Genomic DNA, 11,986 nt, shown 5'->3' on the forward strand with positions numbered 1-11,986 from the left:
CCTATCTTTTTTTAAAAAACAATTTTGGAAAAAGCTCCTCAGGTTCCTTGCTACTAAAATTAAGCAACATTGTCGATTTTAAAAAACCTATTCCATATCCAGTAAACTGGATTAGTGCAGCAAAAATTGCAAGAAAAGCAACTTTAATATTTTTCGTGTTGGCCAATGCATCAACAAATAGCATAAAAAAGTACGCGCTATACAAGAGCATTGGTATAACACTCCCTATTAGCAATAGCACTAATGCCGAGCAAAGTCCAATAATAAACACCGTGGGAAACCAATACGTAATTTTCGCTGTTCCTGGGTGCCATTTGTTCAATATAGGTCGTACCCTTCCAAACTTATTGACCTGAATGTAGAACTTGTTCCAATCAATCCGCCTTTTATGGTAGACAAAGGCTTTTGGGAACAATCTAGAACCATACCCGGCCTTCCAAATACGAAATGTAAGGTCGGGGTCCTCTCCTGGATGAATTCGACCAAAACCACCTGCTTTTTCAAATGCTTCTTTTGAAATTCCCATATTGAAACTGCGAGGCTGGAATTTGCCGACAGACTTTTTTCCACCCCGAATACCTCCGGTCGTAAAAAACGATGTCATTACGTAGTTAATGGCCTTCTGAACCGTGGTAAAGGATTCATCCGCAGCATCCGGTCCTCCAAAACAATGTACGAAGTCATTTCTCAACTCTTTTTCGACTTCTGAAAGGTATTGCTTGGGTAGAATACAGTCTGAATCCAGAATGATAAAATAGTTCCCTTTGGCTTTTTGCATTCCGAAATTTCTGGAATCTCCTGGCCCTGAATTCGATTTAAAATAATAGGAAACCTGTAACTTTTCCTGAAATTGGTTTACAATCCCTTCTGAGCTTTCACTCGAACCATCCTCAACAATAACAACTTCAAAATTTTGGTTTGAAGTTTGTAAACAAAGGCTTTCCAACAATTCCCGTATTTCTTCAGGCCTGTTGTACACCGGTACGATTATGGATATTTTCAATTCCATTTAGAAACACAAAAGCCATCCTTTAAAGGATGGCTTTTGTAATTATTTCTTTTGATTATTCACTGAACTCATCAATAACTTCTTGACTTACACCGGTATTGGAGAACCCGCCATCGTGAAATAGGTTCTGCATGGTTACCTTTCGGGTCAAATCGGAAAACAAACTAATGGTATAATCCGCGCAATCCGCTGCTGAAGCGTTGCCCAGGGGTGACATCTTCTCTGCATAATTGATAAATCCGCCGAAGCCTTTTACACCTTGTCCAGCGGTAGTTGGAGTCGGTGATTGGGAAATGGTATTTACCCTTACCTTCTTTTCTTTACCGAAGAAGTATCCGAAACTACGCGCAACCGATTCCAAATAAGCCTTGTTATCGGCCATATCGTTGTAATCTGGGAAGGTTCGCTGTGCTGCCATATAGGTCAGGGCCACAATGCTGCCCCAATTGTTCATGGCATCGGCCTTGAAAAGGGTTTGCATCACTTTATGAAATGAAAGTGCCGACACATCCCAACCCTTAGTGGTGAAATCATATTTTTCATCTGTATATGCTCTTCCTTTTCTCACATTGACAGACATTCCGATGGAATGCAGCACAAAATCCAATTTCCCACCTAGGATTTCCATGGATTTTTCGACCAAATTTTGCAAATCTTCTTCGTTGGTAGCATCTGCTGGAATAATCTCAGAGCCTGTTTTTGCGGCCAACTCATTTATTTGTCCCATTCGCATTGCAATGGGTGCGTTGGTAAGCACAAATGTACCTCCCTCTTCATGTACGCGCTCGGCTGTTTTCCAAGCGATGGAATTTTCATCCAAGGCTCCGAAAATAATTCCTTTTTTACCTTTTAAAAGATTATATGCCATAGTGTATATCGTTGGTTTTGCCGACAAAGATATTTATTCTTATCGAGTTTTACATTTTTGATTTTAGGGTGTGAAACAAAAGCGACATTATTGCAATAATTGCCTGGCATGGGCCAATGCTGATTCTGATAATGCTTTGCCACCAAGCATTTCGGCCAACTCGCCTATCCGCTCTTCTGGATTCAGTTTTTTCATTCGTGTGGTGGTCCCCTCAGCACTCTCTTCTTTAAAAACCTTAAACTGTTGTTTTCCTTTTGAGGCCACTTGGGGTAGATGTGTAATTGAAAAAACCTGCATGGTACTGCCCATTTGTTGCATAATCTCGCCCATTCGGTTGGAAATCTCGCCAGAAACTCCAGTGTCGATTTCATCAAACATCATGGTAGGCAGCTGTTCGTATGCTGCTAGTATGGATTTTATGGTCAGCATAATACGAGAAAGTTCCCCTCCTGAAGCTACTTTCTTCAACTCGCCGTAATCGGAGCCTTTGTTCGCAGAAAATAAAAAGCTAAAATCATCATTTCCATTGGACTTAAAGTTTTCGGATGGACTCACTTCGATATTGAATGTTGCCGAAGGCATGCCCAATCCGTACAGACTATCTTGGAGCATTTTCTTCAATTTAGGAATTACGGATTTTCGGGCACTTGTTATTTTAGATGCCCAATTTTCAACTTGATTCCTGATTTTGGCAACCTCGGATTCCTTTTCCTTTATTTTGGTATCAATGTTTGCAACCGTATCCACTTTCTGGGAAAGCTCATTTCTAATGTCAATGAGTTCCACAACCGATGCAACTTGATGCTTTTTCTGAAGGTCATACAGTTGTTGCAGCTTTCCATTTACCACATGTAAGCGTTCTGGGTCTGCCTCTACCCCATCCTTTATATTTTCCAATTCACCAGACACATCGTCCATCTCCACCAGCACAGATTGCACACGCTGATTCAATGCTTCATATTCCTGCCCATATTCTGATAGGTTTTGAAAGATTTGTTTAAGGTTGGCAAAACGGCCCATCAGTCCCATTTGCTCATCATTCAACACTTGATGCCCTTGTGACAGCAATTCCAAAATATTCTCCACATTACTCAACTGTCCGTATTCCACTTCCAGCTCTTCCTGCATTCCTTCCATTAAGGAAGCGGCCTCCAACTCCTGTAACAAAAAACTGTTGTAATCATGCTCCTTTGTGGAACTTGATTGAAAATCCAACAATTCTTGTAATTGGTTCGATGCGGTTTTAAAAAGGTTTAAATGTTCGCTGTACTTTTCGAGGTTTCCTTGGTTACCTGCTAAGGCATCCACAACTTTCAATTGAAAATCATTCTCGGTCAATTGCAGGGTTTGGTGCTGCGAGTGCACATCTATCAATTGATTTCCAAGCTGTTTTAAAATATCTAGGGTGACTGGGGAATCGTTCACAAAAGCTCTTGATTTGCCGCTTGGCAAAATTTCTCTTCGAAGAATTGTGCTATCCTCATAATCGAGGTCGTTTTTTTCAAAAAAATCGTTCAACTTATATTTTGAAACCCCAAATTCTGCTTCTATGATACATTTCTGCCCCTTGTTTTTAAGAGAAGAAAGGTCAGCTCGCTTCCCAAGTACCAAGGAAAGCCCTCCCAGTAAAATGGACTTACCCGCCCCTGTCTCGCCAGTTATGGTGGTAAAGCCGTCTGAAAACGAAACGTTCACGTCGTCAATCAGGGCATAATTCCGAATTGAAAGATTTGTAAGCAATGCTGAAGATTTTCCCCGTAAATATAAATCTCTTTGGAGAAATGGGCTAGTATTTTATCTCGTTCCATGTGCTGGAATAGAAAGGCGCCACTTTATTGAGTGTTTCCTTGAGCTTCACCACATCGATTTTTGGGCCATCAGAGAAGACATTTCTGATTTCTTCGGATTTTGCATCAAAGAAGGTCTGAATTAAAAAAGCGTTGGGCCTTCTTTTGATAAGAGTCTCGAACAAACGCAGGCTACCTGCAATGATTTGCTTGCCCGTGCTATTATTATCTCCCAAAATATCCAGTCCTTTTCTATGGTAATTGTACATGGCTATGCGATATTCCCTAAATGAATTACTCAAGAGATTATCCACTAGTTCAAAACGACTTCGTTGTCCTGTTTCCTGATTCCACCCTGAAAAATTTGACCCTTGGGCTTGGGCAACGATATTTTGTGCCTGCCGATACATTTCATCACCACCTTCCAATGAAAAGGTGTCTGCATCCAAACCTAGAATCACGTAGACATAGTATGAAACAACTGCCACCAAATTGGAACTGAATGCATTTTCGTTATAGGCCAAGGGCTGAAATTCCTGATATTGAAAGTTAAAAACATCATCTTTATAATTAAAGATGGGGCTTTCATATGAAGTATTGTAAACGGGTCTTGATGATTGGATTTGGATATTCGCCTCGAAACGGTCAGATTCATATTGGGTGACCGTAATGAACATCCGTGCATTTACCCTCTCGTTATCTCTATAGGTCCGATTGGTCCATTTGTTTTTGTTCACAAAGTCATTCAGTGAACGCTCGAGTGTCTTAAAAATCTGCTGGTTGGTCTGACTTACCTGATCTGAATTGACCGTGATGGTGCAATTCATTTCTTGGGCAAATATTGCCTGCGAAAATGATAGAAAAAAAACGACGATTAAAAGGTTACGCATGGACTCTGGCGATAATTTCTTCCCAAATATCGGAAGCCACTTCGGGCTTCGTCTTCAAACCAAACGTTTTTATATCCAAATTCTTATCAATAAAAGTAATTTTATTGGTGTTTCCCCCAAAGCCTGCACCCTCGTCCTTCAAGGAATTAAGAATTATGGCATCCAAGTTTTTCCGTTGTAGTTTTCCCTTGGCGTTTTCCAGTTCATTTTCGGTTTCCAAGGCGAAGCCCACTAAAAATTGAGTGGTTTTTTTCTCTCCTAATGAAAACAGGATGTCGGGATTACGTTCCAGTTCAATTTGCAAATCCCCTTCCTTCTTTTTGATTTTTTCGGTGGCCACGTGTTTGGGACGGTAGTCGGCAACTGCAGCTGCGCAGATTGCAATAGCAACATCTTCATAATGTTTGAGGCAAGCATCGAACATTTCTTGGGCAGAAGTTATTCTAATCAAATTGATAGTACTGTTTTCCGATACACTTAAATTGGAAGGTCCGGAAACCAAAATCACGTGCGCTCCTAATTTCGCAGCCTGTTTTGCCAATTCAAAGCCCATGGTTCCGGAAGAGCGGTTCCCCAAAAAACGGACCGGGTCAATTGCTTCGTGAGTGGGGCCAGCCGTAATCAGTACCTTTTTTCCACTCAATGGAAGGTCTTTGCTTAAATCCTCTCGAAGAAATTCTACAATGGTCTCAGGTTCTGCCATCCGTCCTTCTCCGTGAAGTCCACTGGCCAATTCGCCAGATTCTGCAGGAATCATGATGTTTCCAAAAGACTCCAATTTGTCAAACGATACTTTGGTCGATGGGTGCTTGTACATATCCAAATCCATAGCCGGGGCAAAATATACCGGACATTTCGCCGATAGGTATGTAGCCATTAACAGATTATCGCAGGTGCCGTGTGCCATTTTGGAAAGCGTATTGGCCGTAGCCGGAGCAACAATCATTAAATCGGCCCATAGCCCAAGTTCTACATGATTGTTCCAAGACAAACTTCCGTCTTCCTGGTTGACAAAATCTGTCAGCACCGGATTTTTGGAAAGTGTAGATAGTGTAAGGGGGGAAACAAAAGAGCTGGCACTTTGGGTCATTACTACTTTGACCTGAGCACCAGCTTTTATCAAAAGCCTAACAAGAAACGTTGTCTTATACGCGGCGATTCCTCCTGTAATACCCAAAAGGATGTTTTTACCGCTAAGCATTTCCTAGGCGTCTTTCTCTGTGTTTCTGTAATAGATTTTGTCTTCCAACCACTCCAATACCGCCAAAGCGTGTGGTTTTGGAAGTTTTTCGTAGAATTTGGAAACTTCAATCTGCTCTTTGTTTTCAAAGACCTCTTCCAAACTATCACTATAGGTTGCAAATTCTTCCAATTTTTCCAACAATTCCTTTTTAATTTCAGAATTGATTTGGATAGCACGTTTTGAGGCTATTGAAATAGCTTCGTAAATGTTATCAGTTTTTTCATCGAACTCGTTCCTGTTATGGGTAACCGTAGAAACGGGTGCTTTGGTATTTTTCAAATCTTGCATGGACTGCGTGTTTAAACTATTTATTTGGAATTGGAATATTCTCCCAACTCCTTTTGGATTCTGCTGGATAAGTTGTCAGCTTTCTTTTTAAATTTTGTATCTGGAAAATAACGTAAGAGATTATTATATGAGGCCTGCGCATCTTCCAAACGTTCTTTTCTTTTACTCTCTACACTGTTAATGGCCAGATTAGCTGTGGCCTCTATTCGATAATATAAGGCTTCTTCTCTATAAACAGAACCAGGATTGTCAGAGATAAAATTGTCCAAAGCAGTGATTGCAGAGACCAAAATAGGATAATTGAACTGCCCTAACTTGTTAAATTGCTTTGCAATTTCTAACTGCTTCTTCTCTTTTTTCGCGTTAAGTTCCTTGGCCATTGCATTGGCTTCATCAAAAAACTCCGATTCTGGGTATGTATTAATAAATGACTGAAGTTTTACCAACGCCTTATCGGTATCAGTTTGATCTAAAGAGAACTCTGGAGAAAGCTCATAATAGCTTTTAGCTCCCAAAAATGTAGCTTCTTGAATCTTGTCGCTCCTTGGATACGACTTTACGAAACGTTCAAATTGGTATCCGGACAAATAGTAGTCCCTTGTTTTAAAGTACGTGTTTGCAAAAAAGAACATTACTCGTTCTCCTTGTGGCTTGCCCACATATCGTGGTGCTATTTGTTCGTAAAGTCTTTTTGCTCTTTTAAAGTCTCCTTCTTCGTAATATTTTTGGGCCAAATCATATTTGGCTTTAACATCCTCGTTTTTAAGCACTTTTTGGTACTCGTTACAAGACGAAAAGACACATGCAATTAAAAGTAATAGGAATACGGACCTCATTCTCAAAAATATTTTGCAAAATTAGTGATTATCACCGGATATAAAAAATGGAATAATAACCGAAAATAAGGGCAAGATTACGCATCCGCTAAGGTTTTGGCGAACATTTAACACCCCTTAGGCATAAACCTTATTAAACGACTTCAAAAAATCGGCAATTCTGGTCTTCAATTGTTGGGTCGCCTGTACCAAGGGCAATCGAACCACCCCTGAGCAAATTCCCAAGGTCTCAAATATACTTTTGATTCCTGCGGGATTCCCTTCCTCAAAAATCAATTGCATAACAGGTTGCAAGGCATGATGCATTTTATAAGCTTCATCGGAGCTATTATTGATACCCAATTGTATCATCTTGGAGAATGATACAGGCAGACCTTGTCCCAAAACAGAAATAACGCCGGACCCACCGGCCAAAACGGTTGGCAAAGCAGTAAAGTCATCTCCAGAAATCACCATAAAATCTTCGGGCTTATCCTTTATGATCTTATCAATTTGAATCATATCTCCACAAGCTTCCTTAATAGCAACAACATTGTCAAAATCTTGTGCCAAGCGTAAGGTGGTCTCAGGCAACATATTGCTCCCTGTTCGTGCGGGAACATTGTACATAATTATTGGCTTGGGAGACGCTTTGGAAATGGCCTTAAAATGTTGGTAAATACCCTCTTGTGTAGGTCTATTATAATACGGTGACACAGATAGAATACCGTCAAAATCGGACAAGTCCGTTTGAGAAACTTCTTCAACAACAGCAGCGGTATTATTTCCTCCTATTCCAAGCACCAATGGTAATCTACCGGCATTCGCCCGCACAATAACATCAATAACCAATTGCTTATCTGCTTTGGAAAGGGTTGCTGATTCAGCCGTGGTACCAAGCGCTACTAAATAATCAATCCCGCCCTCTATGCAGTGCTCAACGACGCGCTCCAAAGCGGACACATCTACTGAAAAATCTTTATCAAAAGGTGTTACCAAAGCAACTCCTGTACCCTTAAATTGTTCCATTACAACTCTTTTAAAACCTTCAAATACTTTTTTAGTTCACTTTTAAACATCTTAAAATTGGCTAGGTCGGTATTTAGGATCAAGTCGTTGATTTTTGGATCCAAGGTTCCAAAACCCACTTTCAATCTTGCCGAGGTTTTCACCGAAAGCAACTTCATCATTAAATTATCCTCTTCGTAGTAGTTGATCAACATATCATATTCCCTTCCCAAGAACTCCAGCACATATCCATTTTCAATTACACCTTTCCATCCCAGGTCCTTATCGGAAAAAATTTGGATGGCGTAGGGGGAGTTCTTGTCATATTCCCGCTTATAACCAATGATTTTTATGGCATTGGGCCTGAGCGAATAATCGTCGATTAGTTCATAGAACACCTCTGCATTCTGAAAATTATCAACATCAACAATACAACCAATACTGGTAATCCCTTGGTCCCTAGCGACCGTTTGGGGAGGATTTTCCAATGCCTCCCTTAAATATTTAAGACCTGATTTAACCTTAAATTTATCCTGGAACCCTTTTAAAAACATATTTTTTATGCATTTTTACAAAGGTAATTATTCCATAAGATTACAAGACAAAGATAAGCACGTGTATATTTTAAAATTAAAACAATTTGTTGCATTCGTAACTTTTTGTTTGTTCCTCTCCTGTCAGCAAGAGAAAGGACAGCTTTCAAAAATTCAAGGGAAACAGCTAAAAATTGATTCGAGTTTAACCGCTGTGGATTCTATTTCGGATTATATAGCGCCGTTCAAGAATCGAATTAATGAGGTTTTGGACAGCACCCTGGCCTATGCTCCCGAGACGATTCCTCTTGACGATGCGAAGCACAATACTTCCATGGGGAATTTAATGGCCGATATTGTTCTTGCCGAGACCGTTCCACTTTTTAAAAAGCAAACAGGTAAGGATTTGGATTTTGTGGTTTTAAATAGAGGTGGCATCCGCACCATTATTTCCAAAGGAAATGTGTCCGCGAGAAATGCTTTTGAGGTCATGCCCTTTGAAAATTATATTTCTGTTGTTGAATTAAACGGGGTAGCCGTTAGAGAACTTATCTCCTTTTTGGTAAATGCGTCCAAAGCACACCCCATTGCCGGTATGCAAATAATTCTTGACAAGAATGGAAATTTGGAGTCCGTGGATATCCAGGGAAGTCCGTTTGATGAAACACGAAATTATTTTGTGGCCACTTCCGACTATTTGGTTCAGGGAGGGCCCAGTATCGGGTTTTTCAATGATATGGTAAGTGTGACCGATACGGGCTATTTGTTGCGCAATGCCATTATTGACCATTTAAAAAAAATAGACACGGTAAGAGCATCGGTGGATGATAGATTTATTGAACTCAAGTAAATGAAAAGACGGGATTTTTTACGAAATACAGCAGCTACCTCAACTTTTATAGGTTTGGGCGGATTGAGTTTGAACTCCTGCAAGGGATTTGGTTCTCGCCAAATTACCATCTTGCACACCAATGATGTGCATAGTCATATAGACCCCTTCCCAACCACACACTCACAATACGCAAACCTGGGTGGTGTGGCCCGAAGGGCCAGCTTGGTGGAACAGATACGAAACGAGAATCCCAATACTTTACTTTTTGATGCAGGCGATATTTTTCAGGGCACCCCCTATTTCAACTTTTATGGCGGTGAATTGGAATTTAAACTGATGAGTAAGCTTAAATATGATGCGGCAACCATCGGAAATCATGATTTTGACAACGGCATCGATGGTTTATTGGCTCAAGTACCCAATGCCACCTTTGAACTGCTTTCTGCCAATTATGATTTTAAAAACACCGTAATGAACGGTTTTGTGAAGCCATATAGAACCTATCTTTTGGATGGAATCAAAATCGGAGTGTACGGCATCGGAATTAAGCTGGACGGTTTGGTCACCCAACGACTTTATAAGGAAACGGAATACCTAAACCCTTTTGAAATTGCCTTGGACACGGAACGATTGTTGAAAGAAGAGGAAAAATGTGACCTTATTATTTGCCTTTCCCATTTGGGATACGACTATCAAAATCCTGAAAGAGCTTCGGATACACAACTGGCCCAACAAACCCATCATACCGATTTAATTATTGGAGGTCACACCCATACTTTTTTAGATAAACCTGATGTGCGCACCAACCAACAAGGAAATTCAGTATTGGTAAATCAGGTTGGTGCCTTTGGCCTTAATTTAGGTCGGATAGATTTTTATTTTGATTCGGATAAAAATGCCTCGGCCAATGGGGTGAGTATTGCCGTTTAAGTAGATCAACGCATTTTTATAGCATCCTTCTTTTTCTATTCGCAACTATTCCATCCGGGATTTTGTCGGAATTTACGTATATTTAAACCTATCTCCCCCTGTTGTTGGAATGCCTCCAATAGTATCTATTTCAATCAATTCTAAAAACGCAAAACTAACATCATGGTACACACTTATGTAGATCTAGCACCCAAGGGAAAACCGGTTTACCTATACACTTTTGATGAAGACGATCAGGAATTAAAAAAAGCCAAACAAGTGCTTTGGGGAGACTGGTTAAAAGTTGATGAAGGGCATGATTATACCCAGGTCGGACCTGGATGGACTGCCATTATTTGGGCTCCAAAGACCAAGAAAATAATCTATTACATCAAAACTGAACACACTTCGAACCAAAGACCGCTTGAAATTATATTTCTGGATGTTGGCCAGGGCGATGGAGCAGTTTTAATAACTCCTGAAGATGGGGCCAAGGAAAAGATTATGGTTATTGATGCCGGTGAAGGTCATAATATGTCCACTTTTTTAAATGGACGGTTTAAGGCCTATCGAGGCTTTGATTTTGAGGCTGCCGTTATCACCCATCCAGACAAAGACCATTATTTGGGTTTTAAGGACATATTTGCCGATCATGATATTGGTTTCAAGACGATTTATCAAAATGGTTTGGTGGAGCGCCCCGTTACGGGAACATTTGAAAAGTTGGGCGGGGTTACCGAAGATGGTAATACAGGGGTGTTTTATATTAAAGACCTTGCCACTGAAAAGGCTCACATTGTAACACATTTTAGCGACGATTCAACGTTCGGTAAAAAAGTGTTTCCGCCTGTAATGTTCAATGCACTTAACAATCCAAAAATTCAAGATTTTAAAATGCTTTCCATCGACCCTGATCATAGTGTTCACAGAAATGGAAGGGCCTATATGCCGGGTTTTCACCCCGTACCCTCCAAAAAATATAGTATTGAAGTATTGGGCCCCGTTGTAGAATACGATGCCAACGACAATCCCCAATTAAAAAGGATAAGTAGCAACTATGGAAAAACAAAAAATGGACATTCAATAATATTAAGATTGCATTTTGGCAAATACAAAGTGCTTTTTGGAGGAGACCTCAACGTTCCGGCAGAAAAATATTTGTTGACCCATTATTCGGATTTGGATTCCTTTCCTTCCAAAAGCAATCCCAATTATCAAACCATGCTGGATGAGAGTTCAAAATGGTTTAAATCAGAAATTATGAAGGTGTGTCACCACGGTTCCGAAAAAGTCACCGATGAGTTTATGAAAGTGGTAAACCCTGCCTGTTTTGTTATTTCATCTGGCGATGAAGAAGGACATGTACACCCCCGACCCGACCTATTGGGAAGGTTAGGAAAGTTCGGACGGGGAAAATCTCCCGTGATTCTTTCAACAGAACTTCAACGATCCACCCGGGAAAACGAAGATCAAGAAAAAGTGGAGGAATTAAAAAATCATATTGACGAATTGATTGACACCGCACAACCAGAAGAAGATTTTGTGGATTCTATTAAAGATAAGATCTCACATCTTGGCCGGACCAATGTAGATGTTTATGGCGCCGTTTACCTAAAAACAGATGGGGAAAGACTTATTACAGCATTTAAATTTGAAGAGCAATCCGATAAGAAGAAATGGTTTTACTACGAATATAAAATTGATGATGATGGAGAATTGCATTTATGTTAAAAACCAATAAGCCGCTTTTTAATGCATTTCAACGATGAAATCTCATTGTTCAGAAAAAATGAATCGAATATTT

At 40.2% G+C, this 11,986-nt stretch carries 12 protein-coding genes; 3 read left to right on the forward strand and 9 right to left on the reverse strand.

The features are described 5' to 3' along the window. Window position 1 precedes the first annotated feature (1 nt). The 9 genes from IAG46_RS03850 to IAG46_RS03890 form a co-directional block, all read right to left on the reverse strand. On the reverse strand, window positions 2-1,009 hold the full coding sequence (locus tag IAG46_RS03850; protein WP_190808996.1) for a glycosyltransferase family 2 protein: 1,008 nt from the start codon (window positions 1,007-1,009) through the stop codon (window positions 2-4). A gap of 55 nt (window positions 1,010-1,064) precedes the next feature. Continuing rightward, window positions 1,065-1,877, reverse strand: a complete 813-nt coding sequence (locus tag IAG46_RS03855; protein WP_190808997.1) for an enoyl-ACP reductase — start codon at window positions 1,875-1,877, stop codon at window positions 1,065-1,067. An 87-nt stretch (window positions 1,878-1,964) separates the two neighbouring features. Next, window positions 1,965-3,617, reverse strand: a complete 1,653-nt coding sequence (gene recN, locus IAG46_RS03860; protein ID WP_190808998.1) for a DNA repair protein RecN — start codon at window positions 3,615-3,617, stop codon at window positions 1,965-1,967. A 46-nt stretch (window positions 3,618-3,663) separates the two neighbouring features. Further along, the gene (locus IAG46_RS03865; RefSeq protein WP_190808999.1) at window positions 3,664-4,554 is read right to left on the reverse strand and encodes a DUF4835 family protein; all 891 of its coding nucleotides are present in this window, start codon (window positions 4,552-4,554) and stop codon (window positions 3,664-3,666) included. Further along, window positions 4,547-5,755 carry a bifunctional phosphopantothenoylcysteine decarboxylase/phosphopantothenate--cysteine ligase CoaBC gene (gene coaBC / locus IAG46_RS03870; RefSeq protein ID WP_190809000.1) on the reverse strand — a complete coding sequence of 403 codons (1,209 nt, stop codon included), beginning with the start codon at window positions 5,753-5,755 and terminating at the stop codon, window positions 4,547-4,549. Before coaBC ends, IAG46_RS03865 begins: the two co-directional genes overlap by 8 nt. A gap of 3 nt (window positions 5,756-5,758) precedes the next feature. After that, window positions 5,759-6,085: a DNA-directed RNA polymerase subunit omega gene (locus IAG46_RS03875; protein WP_116183203.1), complete on the reverse strand. Its 327-nt coding sequence runs from the start codon at window positions 6,083-6,085 to the stop codon at window positions 5,759-5,761. A 20-nt stretch (window positions 6,086-6,105) separates the two neighbouring features. Beyond that, window positions 6,106-6,921 carry an outer membrane protein assembly factor BamD gene (locus IAG46_RS03880; protein ID WP_190809001.1) on the reverse strand — a complete coding sequence of 272 codons (816 nt, stop codon included), beginning with the start codon at window positions 6,919-6,921 and terminating at the stop codon, window positions 6,106-6,108. Window positions 6,922-7,038: 117 nt separating this feature from the next. Continuing rightward, a complete protein-coding gene (dapA, locus tag IAG46_RS03885; protein ID WP_190809002.1) occupies window positions 7,039-7,929 on the reverse strand; it encodes a 4-hydroxy-tetrahydrodipicolinate synthase in 891 nt (296 codons plus the stop codon). After that, window positions 7,929-8,462, reverse strand: coding sequence for a hypothetical protein (locus IAG46_RS03890; protein WP_190809003.1), 534 nt, complete (start codon window positions 8,460-8,462; stop codon window positions 7,929-7,931). Before IAG46_RS03890 ends, dapA begins: the two co-directional genes overlap by 1 nt. 7 nt (window positions 8,463-8,469) lie before the next feature. Here IAG46_RS03890 and IAG46_RS03895 point away from each other — a divergent pair, with 7 nt between their 5' ends. The 3 genes from IAG46_RS03895 (at window position 8,470) to IAG46_RS03905 (ending at window position 11,913) form a co-directional block, all read left to right on the forward strand. Next, the gene (locus tag IAG46_RS03895) at window positions 8,470-9,291 is read left to right on the forward strand and encodes a 5'-nucleotidase C-terminal domain-containing protein (RefSeq protein WP_190809004.1); all 822 of its coding nucleotides are present in this window, start codon (window positions 8,470-8,472) and stop codon (window positions 9,289-9,291) included. Beyond that, a complete protein-coding gene (locus IAG46_RS03900) occupies window positions 9,292-10,203 on the forward strand; it encodes a metallophosphatase (RefSeq protein WP_190809005.1) in 912 nt (303 codons plus the stop codon). It begins immediately after the preceding gene. Window positions 10,204-10,365: 162 nt separating this feature from the next. Further along, a complete protein-coding gene (locus tag IAG46_RS03905; RefSeq protein WP_190809006.1) occupies window positions 10,366-11,913 on the forward strand; it encodes a ComEC/Rec2 family competence protein in 1,548 nt (515 codons plus the stop codon). Window positions 11,914-11,986 lie beyond the last annotated feature (73 nt).

Source organism: Flagellimonas sp. S3867 (assembly GCF_014698935.1).
Taxonomy (GTDB): domain Bacteria; phylum Bacteroidota; class Bacteroidia; order Flavobacteriales; family Flavobacteriaceae; genus Flagellimonas.

Bases quoted from the DNA above. Each gene is read 5' to 3' on its own strand.
- IAG46_RS03865 (WP_190808999.1), bottom strand. From the start codon at position 4,554: ATGCGTAACCTTTTAATCGTCGTTTTTTTTCTATCATTTTCGCAGGCA.
- IAG46_RS03880 (WP_190809001.1), bottom strand. From the start codon at position 6,921: ATGAGGTCCGTATTCCTATTACTTTTAATTGCATGTGTCTTTTCGTCT.
- IAG46_RS03900 (WP_190809005.1), top strand. From the start codon at position 9,292: ATGAAAAGACGGGATTTTTTACGAAATACAGCAGCTACCTCAACTTTT.
- IAG46_RS03890 (WP_190809003.1), bottom strand. From the start codon at position 8,462: ATGTTTTTAAAAGGGTTCCAGGATAAATTTAAGGTTAAATCAGGTCTT.
- IAG46_RS03855 (WP_190808997.1), bottom strand. From the start codon at position 1,877: ATGGCATATAATCTTTTAAAAGGTAAAAAAGGAATTATTTTCGGAGCC.
- coaBC (WP_190809000.1), bottom strand. From the start codon at position 5,755: ATGCTTAGCGGTAAAAACATCCTTTTGGGTATTACAGGAGGAATCGCC.
- IAG46_RS03895 (WP_190809004.1), top strand. From the start codon at position 8,470: ATGCATTTTTACAAAGGTAATTATTCCATAAGATTACAAGACAAAGAT.
- IAG46_RS03850 (WP_190808996.1), bottom strand. From the start codon at position 1,009: ATGGAATTGAAAATATCCATAATCGTACCGGTGTACAACAGGCCTGAA.
- IAG46_RS03905 (WP_190809006.1), top strand. From the start codon at position 10,366: ATGGTACACACTTATGTAGATCTAGCACCCAAGGGAAAACCGGTTTAC.
- IAG46_RS03875 (WP_116183203.1), bottom strand. From the start codon at position 6,085: ATGCAAGATTTGAAAAATACCAAAGCACCCGTTTCTACGGTTACCCAT.
- dapA (WP_190809002.1), bottom strand. From the start codon at position 7,929: ATGGAACAATTTAAGGGTACAGGAGTTGCTTTGGTAACACCTTTTGAT.